This window comes from Photobacterium chitinilyticum (assembly GCF_004104355.1).
In the GTDB taxonomy this organism is placed as follows: Bacteria; Pseudomonadota; Gammaproteobacteria; order Enterobacterales; family Vibrionaceae; genus Photobacterium; species Photobacterium chitinilyticum.
The window spans coordinates 15,448-30,876 of record NZ_RJLM01000024.1; the positions used below are offsets into that span (position 1 = coordinate 15,448).

Genomic DNA, 15,429 nt, shown 5'->3' on the forward strand with positions numbered 1-15,429 from the left:
GAGCGCTAGGCAGCAGCGACGCCATCTCAAATTATTCAAGACGATATATTTTTATATTAGAAGGTACAATAATGGGAACTTCGATAGAGCTACGCCTTGGAAACGTGTCCCTGTCATATGCTAAAAACCATATGGGTAGAGACTATGGTTTTCTATTCCAAGACAGTGACTTAACTCGTAGAAAATCTGAAGCAATAGATTACGAGTATTACGAAGAGCATCCAGAAGAGCAACAGGAACTTGAGGAGTTTGAGGAGACGTTTGTTAGGACGTTATCGCGTGTTATACCTCGTCTTAACTTACTTGGCTATACATTGGAGCGTGCGCGTATTGAATACGAGTACCTTATTGCTGAAGCCGAAGAGGTTTCAATCTTTCCTGAAGTTGAAGAATCAAAAAAGAAATATCTTACGTTTGAAGAATTCTGTGATTTGGTGTGTCGTTATCCATTAGCCGATCTGAATAGTGAATATGTAGAGTACGATACACCAGATCGAGACATTGTTTCTCAGGGGAGGCTTGCGGCAGACTTGGATGAATTTGACCGCCTCCCTTGGTGTGGCGGTTCTGACTTATATTGGTCAGAGGCTAGCTATTTTTCAGAAAAAGTTTGTATTCTAAGTGCTGAATCAATGCTTCAGATTTTCGCAATCAATGAAGAAAACCATAAGATCGAAGTTACTTGGGAGTTTGGCCCCATTGTCCATGCTGGTTGGGTTCAACGTGATGAATTTCGAGGTGGAGTACTTAAAAAACAAAAAATTCTAATTGCAACCGAGGGTACATCTGATGCTCGTATTCTTAGGCGAGGCATAGATGTTTTACGGCCAGATGTGGCTGATTTTTTCAATTTTGTGGATGTAGAAGAGCGTCATCCGTTCTGGGGGACTGGAAATCTTGTAAAGTTTGCTGAAGGTCTTTTAAGAATAGATGTTCTTAACCAAGTATTGTTCGTTTTTGATAATGATGCAGAGGGAGTTGACGCTTTTTACAAGCTTAAAAAACTAAATCTTCCTGCGAATATGGGAGCAATGCTCCTACCTGAACTTGAGGAGTTTACTGAGTTTAAAACTGTCGGCCCTGAAGGTGAAAATGTTTCTAATATCAATGGACGAGCTGTTGCAATTGAATGCTATCTAGATCTTCGTTTGAAACAATATCCAGCACCTCAGATCACATGGAGTAATTTCAAAAAAGACATCAATGCATGGCATGGGGCATTAGATTACAAAGAATCCTATTCAAAGCATTTTTACGCACAAACTGACGAAATGCTATTAAATGGTAGTTATGATGTATCCAAGCTCTCAAAGCTAATTGATACACTGATCCAACAATCAGGATTGGTAACTCAAGTAGTTTGAACGCAAGCTGTTAATACAAGCATTTAAAGTTTCAAAGTACTTTATCTAATCTGACGGGAATCGTTTAGAGTAATATAACTAAACGATTTTTGTCCAGAAATGAATTGGGATTTACATGTGCTAGATAGGAGCCTTACACTCATTCGTTTGCAAGGTGATGCATTGAAGGCTAGCTGTAAGAAAGAATCTTACAGATGACAGGTACGTAACTTCTACTGAGTGATGTTGTGTAATCTTATGGTTCATTTTTATGTCAATTTATGGTGCAAAAAAAGCGCTAACAATCTGATAAGTAGTTAACGCTTATGTCAGCCGGAAGCAACAATTGCAGTACAGCAATTCCATATACAATGTTAAAAGTTGTTATGACCAGATACGCATCAACATTTGATCCGGGGTATATCATCCCATTGGGTAGTATATTGCGGGGTTAGCAATTTTCTTCGCATAGCCCATTTTTGTTCGGTTCCCTGAGCCGCAAGGAACATTGTATTGCTGCCATAACGATGATTCAGATCATCAACCATCTTCATCAAAGCTGGATTAGATGGATGATCATCAAACATATCTTGCTGAAAAAAATGTCCATCAACCAAATCAATCAAACCTATCCCGACCTTGTAATAACGTACGTTTTCAGCAAACAGCGTATTGATGAGATCGGACACGACATCCGTGATTCGTGTTGTATCATCAGTAGGATAGGCAAAGCGGTGTACCTGTCTGTAACTGACAGGTTGATCATCGAAAGGGGAGCTGGCAGCAAAGGCCAACATGACTCGGCATAACGAGCCCTGGTGACGCAATTTCTCTGCAGCAATGGCGGCATGCTTGCTCAAGGCTTGTCGAAGCGGCTCCCTTCCGGTGATCCGCTCCCCGACACTGCGCGTAGAAAAGATCTGCTGTTTATCAGCCCTGGCCTGATCCCACATCTTGCAGATCTCCCCGTTGAGCTCGCGTACGGTGCGCTCGACTTCCACATTAAAGTTTTTTCGTGCCAGGGCAGGCTTCATCTGTGCCAGCTGCAGAGCGGTGTTGAACCCCATATATTCCAGCCGTTTGGCCAACCGACGTCCGATCCCCCACACATCCCCTGTCTGCATCTTGGCCAGTACCTGGCTCCTGACCTGGTGATTATCGATAACACAGACACCGTTATAACCTTGGATCTTCTTTGCAGCATGATTAGCTACTTTGGCCAGAGTTAGGGTTTCCCCCATGCCGACACACACCGGCAACCGGCATTCACGCCACACGGCACGGCGAAGGATATGGCCATGTTGGGTAAGATCAGGGATCGCTGCCTCGCAACGCCTGAAAGAGAGAAAGGATTCGTCAATACTGTAGATGTGCTGTTCGGGTGCAAAGCGGCCGATCACTTCCATCATCTTTGCCGACAAGTCACCATACAGTTCATAGTTTGACGAACAGACAATGATCCCTTTGGCTTCGCACAAGGCCCGCATTTCAAAATAGGGCTTGAACTTCACCACTCCCGCTTCTCTGGCTTGCCTGTTGGCCGCCACGATACAGCCGTCATTGTTCGACAGCACTACCATACCCCGCCCGCGCCAATCAGGCCTAAATACCTGCTCAGCACTGCAATAATACGCATTTGCATCAACTAGGGCGAACATAGGACCGGGCTTAAGCGGTGAAAGCGAACGGAGCGGATCACAACCCCTTCAACAGAAAACTGATCGAACTCCATAATGGGTACGGGCTGATATGCCTGGTTGGCTGATAACAGCAGTCGGCGGTCGGTATCGAGAATTTTGCAGACAAACTCGCCATTTATATTGGCCACAATGACATCTTGGTTCTGCAGCTTGACGTGACGATCAACGATTAGCAAATCTTGATCGAATATACCGACTCCAGTCATGGAGTCACCGCAGGCACGACCGACGAAAGTCGCACTGGGATGCTCAATCAAGAGTTCATCGAGAGACAAAGGCAGCTGGGTATAGTCTGCCGCGGGGCTTTCAAAGCCTGTGATACCGGCACTGGCCGCGAGGGGGATCACTTTCATAATCAACTCAACTGTACAAATATACAGTTGAGTTTACCCGATCAACGTACAGAGGCAAACTATATGAGGCAGAAATACGACTGTTAACAAGGGGGCCGTGGCCAACAAAGCGCACATTTTTTAGCATGCTAAAACGGAAGCCAGGTAGCGGTGACATTGCACCGTCACTTCTATCTGGTGTGCTAACAATAATTTGCCACTTCACTTTTCATGCTTCAACGGATTGACGTCTCAGTTCACTAGCGCATAATTTGACTTATTTTTTCTCATGCCCGTATTGTGTCGATAGGATCGCGGTAACCAAAGATAGAGGAATAAAGGTGTCTAGTGATGTGGATTTGGTAGTAGAAGCTATCAACGGACTAAAGTCGAATGTATTTAAAGATTATATTTTCCCAATCGGAACATTAGGAATTTCAGCGTTTGTAGGGCTAAAAACTTCATTCTATGCTATCCGTTATTCAGAGGATGTAAAAGCTGACATCCATAAAATCAAAGTTCTTAATCAAACGCTGTTATCAGCGAATCAAATACGTAGTTCTTTAATGGCAATTAAAACTAATTATTACGGAAAAATACAGTCGCACCCTATTCAGCGAGCACTAGCAATACCTCCGTTAGCAAGTACGCCGATTATCCCTCAATTCAATCCTGTTGATTTATCCTTCCTTGCAGATCAAATTTCTTTGAACAACTTGGAAGAACATAAGTGGATCCGTATCGAGTACATCGATACTTTATTTAGGAACTTTCACAATGTTGTACAACAGTGGCAGTTACTAACTAATGAAAAACGTAGTGTAGCACCGCAATTAAATGGGCTTATGGGAATAGGTTTAAATACTGAACAACTGATTAATGCTCTTGGTCGAGAAAAGCTATGTAAGTTGATTGACCTAACGGAACAGACCCTACTTCTTACAGATCAGCTTCTTATAGAGATTAGTTGCTTTTTGATTGCATTTCCTGACATTAGCGGCGAGTTTGTGAGTAAACAAAATCGCAAAAGATATGGAGGCATGTTGAGATTTGAACTGCCCGATAAGTCAGATGCAAAATCACTTCTATCGGCTTGCCCACCTTTAGATTTCGCTGAATGCGCTAGTGTGCTCGGTACGACAATAGAAGAGTTAAAGCATCGGTATCGGCCTATTTACGTGTAAGTACTAGTGTAACAGGTGTCGCCTATCCGACAACAACGCGTTTGCATGCTTCCCCCTTATGTACCAAGCCTTATGTCAACATTCCCATATCGCTCGTTGACATAAGGCTTGATCACACCAAATTAGCAAAAAAAATGACTAAATAATGTCACAATCGACCAATAATTAAACTTGTGACACCGATATGCGTGCAGTGTAATATGTCACATAGAGTAAATAATTTACGTTGTGACATAGAGGCTAAAAAGTGCCAAGAGTTAAAATTCTTGAAACTGACGATGTTCAGGAGCTTGTGAATCAGAACTCAGCACCGCCAAATGGAAAAAGAGACTGCTGCTTAATAATGTCTGCTTTGCTCTGGGGTTTAACTATGTCAGAAATGAGTTTGCTAAGCCTTGAGGATGTAATGGGTAAACATGGCGTTTTCTACCGCATCTGGACGTTACCAGCGTCAATTGCTTATAACGGCATTGCTCGTGAATTGCGCACAGAAGATCATCTGCTTATGTTCCTAGAACCTTATATGGATTGGGTTGTTAAGCATAAATTTCAGCGTAGTAACTTACACACGTATAGACAACGAAAGCCTGAAAGTCCTTTCTTTCTAAATGATAGTGGTGAAGGTTACGCAATGTCGCCAAGAGTCAAAGGCGGTAGTGATTACCAGCCAAGATCAATGAATGACAAATTTAGAAAGATGGTTGCAAAGACTTCTCTACAGGGGGTTACACCTACAACCTTTCGTGATTCGTGGGTTAAAGCAATGTATGAAGCAGGCTGCGGCTATAGTGACCTACAGGCGGTTTCGGGCATAAGAAGCAAGGCGACACTTTCAAAAAAAGTCAAACCGACTGAGCGAGACCTAGAGGCAGTATTTAAAACGGTCTATAACAGAGTTAAATTCCCAAAAGGGTAAGGAACGAGATGATTGGTCAAAAAGTAAAAAAAGACTTTTTCTTTGGTGATATTTCTTTAAGTAAGAATGGTGTTCATAAAGAACTATATGATGTGATGGATTTGGCTAATGAGGTATCTAGGAAATACTTTACTACCCAATTAAATCGCATATTACATGCCGTCGGTGGCAAGTTTATTCTTAGTCATGATTCGTCCTGTCCCGATTTCAATGAGTTACTTAGCGGCATGAATCTAAACAATGTTGGTAAAGTTGAAATTGAACAACATACAGATCTTAACCCTGCCGTCCCATGCACTTTAGCTTGTAAGCTTTATCTTGATGAAGGGGTTCTCGACATTCAAGCGCAATGGTGTGCTTATAAACAGATAAGAGCTGAAGAGATTTTTAGTTCTCTAATTGCTCCTCTCCATAAACACAAGCTTGCAAATAAAACATTCTTAATTTGGTCAGATACTGAAAAATCACTCCTAGATCAATATGGTACAGAGTATGTTCAGGAAGTAAGAGAGATTCTGTTATTTGCTTCCGGTCGAACACTGTCAGAGGATAGTGCGTTCGTTTCTTGTATGGCTGAGTCACTATATTCCGCTGACCAACTACAAAAGTAAGGACGGAAAATGGTTCAGTTTCCTGTAGTGAACGAAGACACAAGCTTCGAAGAATTTCAGGGTATGTTGCCTGAAGAATTGAGTAATTTCCCTGAAGATGTCTTAAGACAATGGGTTTACCGACATGGTAAAGGCGATGGTGATGTCATTTCGGCACTAAATATTTTACCAGGCATATCAGAGTGGCAGTTTCATTTAGTAGAGATGACTAATGCTGAAATAGAGAGTATCAGGCACTACGAATACGACGAATCTAAGCTATTCCCAAAAGGTAATTGGTGGTTAGGTTCAGGGCGTCACAATGCCCCTGAGTTTTGTGATTATATGATGGAACACGGTACATATCCTGTTCCCATTATTGTTGCTAAAAATGCTTCCAGTCATAACCATCCAATCCTAGATTTTCGGTATCCAGGGCATGATGGACCTATGCTTGAACCATTTCATCTATTGGAAGGAAATCGACGTTTTGCCTTGCTTAGAGCGATGATTAAAAACGGCACTGCTGGATTGAAGGATATGCATGATGTGTGGCTGGTAACTATGCCAGAGTCAGATAAAGAAACGAAAAGGATGGTTGGAAAGTGTCGTTAAATCATAACAGTAAAAAATCTCTTGAAAATTTAACACCGGAAGAACTCACCAATTATTCTGAATTGGTGGATGCGACCATATTGAGTTTAAAGCAAGAGCTAAACTCTGGCTCAAAAACGAAAGCCAGACAAGCTGAAATGAGGTTGCCACTTTGGGAAGATAAACGTTTTGAACTCGATAGGTTTCTTGATAAGTAACGTGACTGGATGATTGGAAGATGCGAACAATTATAATTGTTGGCCTTGTGGCGGCTTTATTCGCATGGATGGGAGCACAGCCCAATGGTTTTGGTAGCAATTTGTTAGGGCTTGGTTAACAGAAAAACAAGGTGAGAAAATGGTGATATCCCTATATATTGAAGATTAACTAAGGATAAGTCCATAAACATGGAATAAGGTGCACTTACATTGACTAATCAAATTCAAAGAGAGCTATTATTAAAAAAATGAAGTGTAAACATCTCAAAATTTACATATCTGTTAGTGTTATCGCTATATTGATTACTGTTTTGTGTTTTGCAAATTATTTTTTTGAGAACATTGATTTTACTGACATTTTTATTACCCTGTTCCTGCTTGGTTATTTTGCATTTCTAATAAAGTCAATTGTAGACTACGACAATAAAAAACAGACTTGGTTAGCCAATTTAAGGATCAAAAAGAAAAGCGAAGGTTTTGATTTTTTATTCATTTCAAAAGCGAATCAAAATATAAACTTTTATACAAGCGGTTACATATGCTTCAATGTAAGAAATGGTCATTTCAAATACAAGGTTAATTTAAGGAGACCTGAAATCGAACATCATATCAATCGTTTGGAGTCAATAGATATCAAAACTGAAGTTAATAATGAATCCACTATAAATTATATAGTTTTTAGCATACTAGATTTAGATGAGCCATTATTAACTTTGATATACAAAAACGATGAATTTCAAGCAATAAAAGATCTTTCAAAAATAAAGGCCATTCAAAATGAGTGCTTAAAAGGAGCTCGTAATACCATGAATAAATCAAAAAGAAAATATAAATATGATTTCTTCATTTCGCATGCCACAGAGGACAAAGATATTTTTGTCAGGGAGTTAGCTAGTGAGTTGATAAATTTGGGCTCTACTGTTTGGTATGATGAATTAAGTTTATCTATCGGTGATAGCTTAAGAAGAAAAATTGATCTAGGTTTATCTAAGTCAAGATTTGGGGTTGTAGTGTTGTCTCCTGACTTTTTAAAAAAAGAATGGACTCAGTACGAATTAGATGCACTGGTTAACAAGTCGATGTCTGAAGGAAAAGTAATCTTACCTATTTGGCATAATGTTAGTTGGGTGGAGGTTTCTAATTACAGTCATAGTTTAGCTGATAAAGTGGCAATTAAAACAGAACACGAAGACATAAATAATATCGCTAGAAGATTATTTAGCTTAGTTGAAGATGTCGATAATCAGTTGGTAGTTGATTAACACAGAAAACAGGTTTAATAAGCATATGGAAGCAACCCAATAAATAATAGGAAAGAAAGTATTTGCTTGACTGTAATATAGGAGTAAAAATGTTTATTTTACAGTTTAATCGATAACTAACGAGGATATGTTGTGGAAGCAGTTATAATTATTTTTGCTGTATTCTTAATTGGTTATTTAGGGAAGGCGTTATTGGAAAAAGCCTTAGATAAATATAATGCCTATCAATATAGGCAATACTTCAATCTTAGTGAGTATCTTAGCCAATATCCCTGTTGTGAAACGAAATCTGGTATTAAGTGCTTTAAGTGTGGCTCAAAATCAATAAAACCATGGGGCATAAAAAGTCCAGTTGATAAAATGAAAATTCACAAGTGTAACTCTTGTGGTGAAACCCTATATCGAACTGGCTTCTAGACAGCTCAAATTTGAACAGATATTCAGTAAAAACACAGAAAGCCAGTGCAGTAGGATAAGAAAATATGGGTAACATGGATAAACGGAAAAACGAGCTAAACAAAAAGCAAAATCTGCAAGGGTTAAGAAGCAAGAGCAGAAAGAGCAACGAAATTTCGAAGACGTTGTGCAGGTTACACCTGAAATTATGGCTCTATTCGAATCATTGCCACCGTTTTCTCCTGAATTTGAAGCTGTCCCTGAAATCAAAAAATTTGCTCTTTCTAAAGACCTCTAGATCAGTGAATTACAGTTTTCTGTTGCCATTCTTTATGTGCTTTATGGTAACTGGAAAACGACTGGAAGCGGTGGTCTTATAGCTTCTGAACTACATACGATGGCAGAAACTATTGAAGAAAATCCTAAGTTTATTGAGCAGTTTTTAAAAGATACGCCAAGCAAAGGCAAGTTTGTGACTGAAACACTTTACAGTTGGACCTGCGCCGATTGTGGAGCAACTCAAAAAAGCCCTCTCCGTCGATAAAAAGGATTATTGGAATATGAATACAGTAGACAACATGCTTGAATACATTGGTGAAGACCTGACTACGTGCAAACGAGCTTACAAGCTAACAGTTGCTAAAAACGCACAGGTAATGCTCTCACTAAAAGCAAGTGGGTACACAGAGAAAGAAGTGACGTTACAAGGCAATAAAAAACAAATGGCTTGGGTACAAGCCAATTAACAGTAAGGACGGTAATGAAGAAATTATTTATCTTGCCGATACTGACTTCGGCTCTTATGGGCTGTGCTGGTCAATCGCAAGATCAGCACACATACATCGAAAACTTAAATAACAACATTGTTCGTGGTGATCCACAGAAGAGTATAGGGGCGCTCCATTGGGTGATTAAGAGTGATGACAAGAGTACTATTGAACAAAAGATTACACTGTATTTTGACAGCCTTTTATCAGAACAAAAATTCGATTTATGCCATGAAAACAAACAGCATCAGGTTGTGACAAAGAAAGTAGAAAATACTAAAAACGGAGACGTTACAGTTTTCAAAGAAACTCAAGAGGCCGACTGTACGACGAAGCTGACTGTACATAGCGTGGATAATAAAAAAGTATACTACGACTTGGATCTAAAGCGCCTTAAAGGCTACTACGTGGAGCAATCATTTGGTGAATTGAGCTACTTACCAGACATACATCACACTATAACACCAAGTGTTATTCACTATCGTAGTAACTTCAATGAAGAGGCATTTATGAACGAAGCCGTGCTGAAGGATGCTATTTACTTCACTTTCGATGAAAAGCAGCAATAAGGACAAGTGGAATATGTCAGCATGCAAATTTATAGCTGTTCGTCTTTTCCACGTTGCCGATATACACAACAATTATCACAGTGACGTATTCCAGGTGGGCATTGATAAAATTAAACTGTATTCATGTCAAGTCACATTTTCAATCAATGCTCACTTTGCATTTTATTTTAGTTCTGGCAAGTGCCAACAAATACAAGTTCATTATCAGACAACTGTAGCCTTATCGCATTTGCATTAATAGCTTCACCGCCGATACTCAGCAGATTGGAATAATTCGCACCTTTCAATTGTGCACCAGTAAAGGTTTTACGTTGTGTTTTCTGGTGTTTAATGGTGTCGGTCAAATAAACAATATAGTTATGACTACTTATCACTTTACTTGTGACAGGTAGATAAAACTCATTATTATTCGTGCAATAAGGTTGGCTAGCCACATAACCTTTATCAACAATCGCCCCTGAACCACAATCCACACAACTTCGTGCCGCATCAACATAACCAAGATCAACTGCATCGTTTAACCCATTTGCAGCAAAAGCAAATGAGCTAATAGTCGATAAGGCTATTACTGAGATTATTTTCCCTTTGACATTCATCGGAACCGTCCTTTTCAATTGAGTGTTTTCTCGTAAATTATGAAGTCTTCGTAAGATAGTAGATTCCGGCCTATAGGAACTATTGGTCCGAACCAGCCACGTTAAGGCGCCAACGCCTCAAGTCTCCATACTGAAACATTTCAAAAACAATTAAATTCCAGCAAAAGCATTCTAAACTCGTTATGCAACAAGTTCAATATCTTTGCATAACGATGAAGATCGTCTGGAATAAGGGGCTTTGTTGAAGTACTAAAACTACGTGGTCTTTTAATAGGGGTTTTGTACCCATTTAGCAACAACACGGCTGATTAATTATTATTACCTTTATCTATCGGCCGCTCACCGACCAATTGCAGCAGCTGTCCCTGCAGTTGCTCGGTTTTCTCGCGTAACGCCGGGACTTCCTCGGCCTTGCTCTGAGCAAGGGCCAGGGACTTGTTCAGCTCGGCAGTGAGGCCGACTTTATCTTTATCGGCCTCATGATGGGTATCCAGGGCCATCTGTCGCTCTGCCAGGCACTTTTTCAGTACCGTATCAGCCTCTCGCAGCGCCTGCTCATGTACCTTGCACTCGCTCTCCAGGCTGTGCTTATGCGTCTCGCGTTCACTGTCCAGCGTTTTCGTTAGCTGGCTGTTTTGCTCCTGGCTACATGCTGCAATCCTCTGATTTCACCGTCCTTACCCTCGATCTCCTTGCGACAATCATCCACCTCTTGGGTCAGTTGATCGCCCCGACTCTTAGCCTGGCTCAGCTGCTCTTTCAATCGCGTCACTTCTTGCTTGAGTGTGGTTTCACTCTCGCTCAGTCGCAGGATCTCTTCGGCTTGATCTTCAATTTCGTTATAGGCATCGGTCAGATCCTGGTTGGCTTCCTCATCCTCCAGGGCTGCTTTCTCGCGCGCGGCACGGGCGTCCAGAACTTCTTTATTAACTCGCTTGTTGTGAATGCCGTTGGCGGTCTGATTAGCACGACTAAACACGGCATCCAACTGATCAACCACCTCCGGGATCAACAAGCTTTTTAAATCGGCACCGCCTGTCCTGGTGAGTATGTGTTCATTTTACCACCTATTTGTTATGTGCTTAATGTATTTGGACACATTGATAACAAACAAAACATTGAGCTCATTGAAAAGGATTTGTCGTTTCTGCGGGGAGCTTTGCCGTTCCCGGAAGAAGGCAAAACGGGGCCAGGCAAGGCTCATCCACTAATACTGGGGGCTGCCCGGCATCAAAGGCACTAGATATAGCCTTTCTCGTCACAGAACACGGAACAGCGCCGGATCGGCTTGTTTGTCTTAAATCGCTATTGGCAGGGAGAAGGCAAATTTTTGGATCGGCAAAAGATCTTTTTTCGATCTGTCAGACCCATACAATAGACAGACCGACGGAGCCACAACGAGAAACCGCTAACTGCCATGACCCTGCCAGCCCAACTAGACCGATCCACGCCCGCCCTGCCGCCGCTCAAAGTCGACTGGCACTATCACTATGCGTTCAGGAACCTCGCCCTGCAGCTGATTGAGCAGGGGGCGGAGCTGCCGAAATACGTCCTGGCGCCGGAGATCTCGCTATTGCTCGACTATTGCCCCCATGACCATGCCCGGATGCTGTTCCGGCTTCTTTTTTCGTCTGGCGGACGGATCACCGAGGTGCTGACGGCTACCCGAGCGGATTATGCCAAGGGCCTAGACGGTCGCGGAATGATCAGCCTGGTCAATCTGAAACGGCGGGGGAAAGGCCGGCCCAGGAAGGGGGAGAAGGAGCGTACTCGCGTAGTGCCGCTGTTAGATCCCCAGCTGTGCAACGAGTTCGAACGTTACCTTGTCACGCACTGCCCCAACAAGCGTTACCCCATTTTTGGCAGCAAGAAAAACCGCAGCAAACCCATCACGGCCCAGACCGCCAGGAACTGGCTGGCCGAGACGGTAGAACGGGCCGCACGCGACGGGATCACCCTGCCCGATATGACAGTGCATACTTTTAGGCATTCCTACGCCGTCAATCTATTGATTCACGGCGTGAAGCGGGATCAGCTGCAATTGTGGATGGGGCATAGCGATCCCGAGAGCACCCTGGTGTATACCCGGCTACTGAGTATCGACAGCGGATTTGCGCAGCCTGAAATCTCATTTTCAGTGGCGCCGGCCGACAACCCGTTGCTGGCCATTCCGACCAGGCATCGTTTAAGCGAATAACGAACCGCGCCTGTAAGCGTCTATGAGGCGCTGCGCGACTCATGCCAGGCAACGCGAAGCGTCAGTGCGATTAAAGTCTGTGGGAGCGATACGGCTACGATTAAGTGGACATTTCAAGGCAGCCTCTCCCCTCCGTCCTGATAAGCTAGCCCCGCGGGGCAATGATCTTAAGGTGTTGGCAAATGGGTTATTGTCGGATGACAAAAGAAATGATCAGCGTGTTATCAGTAAATCAGGAAAGATGATTTTTTTTTAGTGACTAGGTTTGAGGGTGCCTTGACGGGGCCCGTTAAATTGCATTGATTGAGTTAAATGGTTTGTTGTTGGTAGGGCAATTTAATGGGATGTATCAATAGTTCTTGTGCTCTTGAATGAAGAGTTATGCACAACATGAGGTGTTATAGATAAATTTTATTTGAATAAATGAGGAACGAGTTTAATTCAAAATGTTGTTCACGGGAGGGGCCCAGAATGGGAGGGAACTGTAAACAACTAAAAGATAAGCATCAAAGATAGATAGTATTCCGCCGATTTGATCCGCCTGAATCAGCCGCCAGTTTTTAATAGATATACATAATAATGATCAACAATCAGCATACTGAACGTAAAAATTGATAAAATCAGATGAACCCCGGCCACTAAACCGTGATGAGTCAGCCTGGTTATCTCTATTGGTAAGCAACAGGTGTGCGAAAACCTCCCGAACTAACGGGATTCTAGAAAGAGGTTATGAATTTAGCGGAATGTCACTGTCAAAGTCCCAGCCAAACCCTTCAGCAAATTCGTCAGGAACTTCATCATAAGTAGAGGCGGGGAAGTCTATTTCTGTCTGGCGCGGACAGGGCCGAGGGCTCTTAGGGATAAAAACTGGCCACTCATTCGTTAACCCAGCTTGAAGCAGTTTGTTGAAAGATCGCTCGGCCCAGTCCCTCAACTCAGCAACTTTGAAGCCTAACTCTAAAAAAATTTTATCCGTGAACCACTTAGGACATGTTTCGCCACGAACGTCATTCTCGCTAACCGAGTGAACCGGCTTGGTGTCAATGTAACCGGCATCTTTTAAACGGCGGATATCACGTTCCCATGTGCGCTTTGCAATTTTTTCGCCGTGGATCTGTTCGTGGGTCTCGATAAAGACATCGTGACAGACGGTGTCAAACACATCTCGCTTTGCTATACCGATATATCGGTTAGACCATGTCATGTATGACAGCAAAGTGATAATCACCTTGCGAATACGATCCCGAACCCGGGCCTGCTGATTGCTTGTTTTACTTGCAAGTCGATTTAAGGATTTGAGAATAAATGGTTTTTCAAGATACTTATTGACCAAGTCAATAGCGCGGCGAGTGGATAACGGGAGCGAATCATTGCCTTGTGCTACGATCACTCGCTTGCAAGTCTCTGAGTACTTTTTAATAGTACCCGCTTTCGACATTTTCTTATATTGACGCTTCTGCTTAGCAGACATGGTTAGCCTCCACAGCGTCGCAATCAACATAAAACGAAGACGTATCCCGTTGAGACTGATTTTTAAAGGAGGTGCGCTTAGAGACGGGCATGACACAATCCCTCATCATCGCAACATAGGTATAGGCGTTGGAGCGCTAACCGTTGGTGATCGGGGTTATGTCTGGATATTCTGGGCTGCAGGCAGCCGTATAGGGATCTGGTCATGATAATAATTCCGCAAGTTAGAGGTCTGCTTGGTTGAGAGCCAAACATTGCGGATCACTATAATAATATTTTTTCCAAAGATCAAACACTTGATCGCCAGGCACAAAAAAGGCCAAATCCTTGCGGGAACTTGGCCTTTTCTGCGAATGCTATATTGTCGGGGTCTCACTCCCAACACACTCTGAATTCGGTGAATACACCACTCTAGTTCACTACGCGAAACTAGGCATTGTACTCTCAGATTCTTAGTACATTCTAACGTACCCATAGGAGAGTTCAAGCTATTTGATCTCCAATCGAATCGGAATCAGATTTAGATTTGATATTTAAACCCCCACAGTGTAAAAATTAAGAATAAAATAAACGATTAGAGTATAGTTAATTCAACAAATGTTGACGAAAGAGCTACAAATGAAAAAAGCTGCAGATGCATTGGAAGACGAGCTTGATAAGAACCGGATGTTTGCAAAAAAAATGGAAGGATCGCAAGTATTGCTGCGTGATTACATTTGCTTTTGGTATGGCGACGAACGCGGGGCGAAAACTCGTTGTGCCCGGGATCTGGGAGTATCCCCCCAACAAGTGAATCGGTGGCTTAATTTAAATGTGTATATTGAAAATAGAAAGTTGAAACGCCCAGATCCAAACCCAATCGATGTTGTCTTTCCGGACTGGATCGAATCCTATTTTACATACCAAGAAAAACAAACAAAGGAGTAGTGAAGGCAATTCCAATAATGTCGCTAATTACGAGAGATTCGGCCCTCCCGTAATTAGCTAACCAATACAACCTAACCGGAGGCTGCTATGGCTACCCGCGATCCTATCGAAATTTGTAGGCAGATCAATGATTTTCCACAAGATATTCTATTTAAAGTCATAAATATCCTATTTCCTGAGTTGGCTCCCAGAGAAGCAGAATGTTTGTACTGGATATCATCGGCTTGTTGCAAATAATCAGATAAGGCAGATCTACCCAGTGATGGGCTTAATGATTACTGGTAAATAACCTCAACATTGAATAGACGATTCATGAAGGCGGATCTCTCTCGCACAATGGTTTTACGTTCATCATGACGAAGCCAAAA

General features: G+C 42.2%; 19 protein-coding genes and 1 pseudogene. 13 read left to right on the forward strand and 7 right to left on the reverse strand.

Going from position 1 to position 15,429, the window contains the following annotated elements; genetic code table 11:
* Window positions 1–71: 71 nt before the first annotated feature.
* On the forward strand, window positions 72–1,364 hold the full coding sequence (locus EDI28_RS24820) for a HEPN/Toprim-associated domain-containing protein (RefSeq protein ID WP_128786546.1): 1,293 nt from the start codon (window positions 72–74) through the stop codon (window positions 1,362–1,364).
* 380 nt (window positions 1,365–1,744) lie between these two features.
* Here the strand turns inward: EDI28_RS24820 and EDI28_RS24825 are convergent, their stop codons facing one another.
* The gene (locus EDI28_RS24825; protein ID WP_128786547.1) at window positions 1,745–3,001 is read right to left on the reverse strand and encodes a Y-family DNA polymerase; all 1,257 of its coding nucleotides are present in this window, start codon (window positions 2,999–3,001) and stop codon (window positions 1,745–1,747) included.
* Window positions 2,989–3,396, reverse strand: a complete 408-nt coding sequence (locus EDI28_RS24830) for a LexA family protein (RefSeq protein ID WP_128786548.1) — start codon at window positions 3,394–3,396, stop codon at window positions 2,989–2,991. Before EDI28_RS24830 ends, EDI28_RS24825 begins: the two co-directional genes overlap by 13 nt.
* Before the next feature lie 320 nt (window positions 3,397–3,716).
* Here EDI28_RS24830 and EDI28_RS24835 point away from each other — a divergent pair, with 320 nt between their 5' ends.
* The 10 genes from EDI28_RS24835 to EDI28_RS24880 all read left to right on the forward strand — a co-directional run bounded on the left by EDI28_RS24835 (window position 3,717) and on the right by EDI28_RS24880 (window position 9,871).
* Window positions 3,717–4,559, forward strand: coding sequence for an SRPBCC family protein (locus tag EDI28_RS24835; RefSeq protein ID WP_128786549.1), 843 nt, complete (start codon window positions 3,717–3,719; stop codon window positions 4,557–4,559).
* 247 nt (window positions 4,560–4,806) lie between these two features.
* Window positions 4,807–5,475 carry a tyrosine-type recombinase/integrase gene (locus EDI28_RS24840; protein WP_128786550.1) on the forward strand — a complete coding sequence of 223 codons (669 nt, stop codon included), beginning with the start codon at window positions 4,807–4,809 and terminating at the stop codon, window positions 5,473–5,475.
* Between the two features lie 8 nt (window positions 5,476–5,483).
* Window positions 5,484–6,086, forward strand: a complete 603-nt coding sequence (locus tag EDI28_RS24845; RefSeq protein ID WP_128786551.1) for a hypothetical protein — start codon at window positions 5,484–5,486, stop codon at window positions 6,084–6,086.
* 9 nt (window positions 6,087–6,095) lie between these two features.
* Window positions 6,096–6,680: a hypothetical protein gene (locus tag EDI28_RS24850; RefSeq protein WP_128786552.1), complete on the forward strand. Its 585-nt coding sequence runs from the start codon at window positions 6,096–6,098 to the stop codon at window positions 6,678–6,680.
* The gene (locus EDI28_RS24855; protein ID WP_128786553.1) at window positions 6,671–6,877 is read left to right on the forward strand and encodes a hypothetical protein; all 207 of its coding nucleotides are present in this window, start codon (window positions 6,671–6,673) and stop codon (window positions 6,875–6,877) included. The genes EDI28_RS24850 and EDI28_RS24855 overlap by 10 nt, the downstream gene beginning before the upstream one ends.
* A 248-nt stretch (window positions 6,878–7,125) precedes the next feature.
* Window positions 7,126–8,139: a toll/interleukin-1 receptor domain-containing protein gene (locus EDI28_RS27405; RefSeq protein WP_233353504.1), complete on the forward strand. Its 1,014-nt coding sequence runs from the start codon at window positions 7,126–7,128 to the stop codon at window positions 8,137–8,139.
* A 132-nt stretch (window positions 8,140–8,271) separates the two neighbouring features.
* On the forward strand, window positions 8,272–8,556 hold the full coding sequence (locus EDI28_RS24865) for a hypothetical protein (RefSeq protein WP_128786554.1): 285 nt from the start codon (window positions 8,272–8,274) through the stop codon (window positions 8,554–8,556).
* Between the two features lie 376 nt (window positions 8,557–8,932).
* Window positions 8,933–9,079 (forward strand): hypothetical protein, encoded by a 147-nt coding sequence (locus EDI28_RS27190; RefSeq protein ID WP_199287493.1) that lies wholly within the window; start codon window positions 8,933–8,935, stop codon window positions 9,077–9,079.
* Window positions 9,080–9,095: 16 nt separating this feature from the next.
* Window positions 9,096–9,281: a hypothetical protein gene (locus EDI28_RS24875; RefSeq protein ID WP_128786555.1), complete on the forward strand. Its 186-nt coding sequence runs from the start codon at window positions 9,096–9,098 to the stop codon at window positions 9,279–9,281.
* A gap of 14 nt (window positions 9,282–9,295) precedes the next feature.
* Window positions 9,296–9,871 (forward strand): hypothetical protein, encoded by a 576-nt coding sequence (locus tag EDI28_RS24880; protein WP_128786556.1) that lies wholly within the window; start codon window positions 9,296–9,298, stop codon window positions 9,869–9,871.
* Between the two features lie 167 nt (window positions 9,872–10,038).
* Here the strand turns inward: EDI28_RS24880 and EDI28_RS24885 are convergent, their stop codons facing one another.
* The 3 genes from EDI28_RS24885 to EDI28_RS24895 form a co-directional block, all read right to left on the reverse strand.
* Window positions 10,039–10,467 (reverse strand): hypothetical protein, encoded by a 429-nt coding sequence (locus tag EDI28_RS24885; protein WP_128786557.1) that lies wholly within the window; start codon window positions 10,465–10,467, stop codon window positions 10,039–10,041.
* Between the two features lie 308 nt (window positions 10,468–10,775).
* Window positions 10,776–10,967, reverse strand: coding sequence for a hypothetical protein (locus EDI28_RS24890; RefSeq protein ID WP_128786558.1), 192 nt, complete (start codon window positions 10,965–10,967; stop codon window positions 10,776–10,778).
* A gap of 122 nt (window positions 10,968–11,089) precedes the next feature.
* On the reverse strand, window positions 11,090–11,467 hold the full coding sequence (locus tag EDI28_RS24895; protein WP_128786559.1) for a hypothetical protein: 378 nt from the start codon (window positions 11,465–11,467) through the stop codon (window positions 11,090–11,092).
* 417 nt (window positions 11,468–11,884) lie between these two features.
* Here EDI28_RS24895 and EDI28_RS24900 point away from each other — a divergent pair, with 417 nt between their 5' ends.
* Window positions 11,885–12,664 carry a tyrosine-type recombinase/integrase gene (locus EDI28_RS24900; protein WP_128786560.1) on the forward strand — a complete coding sequence of 260 codons (780 nt, stop codon included), beginning with the start codon at window positions 11,885–11,887 and terminating at the stop codon, window positions 12,662–12,664.
* 727 nt (window positions 12,665–13,391) lie between these two features.
* Here EDI28_RS24900 and EDI28_RS24905 read toward each other — a convergent pair.
* Window positions 13,392–14,135: a hypothetical protein gene (locus EDI28_RS24905; protein WP_128786561.1), complete on the reverse strand. Its 744-nt coding sequence runs from the start codon at window positions 14,133–14,135 to the stop codon at window positions 13,392–13,394.
* A gap of 617 nt (window positions 14,136–14,752) precedes the next feature.
* Here EDI28_RS24905 and EDI28_RS24910 point away from each other — a divergent pair.
* Window positions 14,753–15,061 carry a hypothetical protein gene (locus tag EDI28_RS24910; RefSeq protein ID WP_128786562.1) on the forward strand — a complete coding sequence of 103 codons (309 nt, stop codon included), beginning with the start codon at window positions 14,753–14,755 and terminating at the stop codon, window positions 15,059–15,061.
* 275 nt (window positions 15,062–15,336) lie between these two features.
* On the opposite strand, the pseudogene EDI28_RS24915 reads toward EDI28_RS24910, so the two are convergent.
* Window positions 15,337–15,429 (reverse strand): annotated as a pseudogene (locus EDI28_RS24915) (IS6 family transposase); the annotation flags it as partial.

Coding starts and splice junctions, on each gene's coding strand:
- EDI28_RS24825 (WP_128786547.1), bottom strand. CDS start 3,001: ATGTTCGCCCTAGTTGATGCAAATGCGTATTATTGCAGTGCTGAGCAG.
- EDI28_RS24845 (WP_128786551.1), top strand. CDS start 5,484: ATGATTGGTCAAAAAGTAAAAAAAGACTTTTTCTTTGGTGATATTTCT.
- EDI28_RS24900 (WP_128786560.1), top strand. CDS start 11,885: ATGACCCTGCCAGCCCAACTAGACCGATCCACGCCCGCCCTGCCGCCG.
- EDI28_RS27405 (WP_233353504.1), top strand. CDS start 7,126: ATGAAGTGTAAACATCTCAAAATTTACATATCTGTTAGTGTTATCGCT.
- EDI28_RS24820 (WP_128786546.1), top strand. CDS start 72: ATGGGAACTTCGATAGAGCTACGCCTTGGAAACGTGTCCCTGTCATAT.
- EDI28_RS24905 (WP_128786561.1), bottom strand. CDS start 14,135: ATGTCTGCTAAGCAGAAGCGTCAATATAAGAAAATGTCGAAAGCGGGT.
- EDI28_RS24830 (WP_128786548.1), bottom strand. CDS start 3,396: ATGAAAGTGATCCCCCTCGCGGCCAGTGCCGGTATCACAGGCTTTGAA.
- EDI28_RS24885 (WP_128786557.1), bottom strand. CDS start 10,467: ATGAATGTCAAAGGGAAAATAATCTCAGTAATAGCCTTATCGACTATT.
- EDI28_RS27190 (WP_199287493.1), top strand. CDS start 8,933: ATGGCAGAAACTATTGAAGAAAATCCTAAGTTTATTGAGCAGTTTTTA.
- EDI28_RS24890 (WP_128786558.1), bottom strand. CDS start 10,967: ATGGCCCTGGATACCCATCATGAGGCCGATAAAGATAAAGTCGGCCTC.
- EDI28_RS24880 (WP_128786556.1), top strand. CDS start 9,296: ATGAAGAAATTATTTATCTTGCCGATACTGACTTCGGCTCTTATGGGC.
- EDI28_RS24910 (WP_128786562.1), top strand. CDS start 14,753: ATGAAAAAAGCTGCAGATGCATTGGAAGACGAGCTTGATAAGAACCGG.
- EDI28_RS24875 (WP_128786555.1), top strand. CDS start 9,096: ATGAATACAGTAGACAACATGCTTGAATACATTGGTGAAGACCTGACT.
- EDI28_RS24850 (WP_128786552.1), top strand. CDS start 6,096: ATGGTTCAGTTTCCTGTAGTGAACGAAGACACAAGCTTCGAAGAATTT.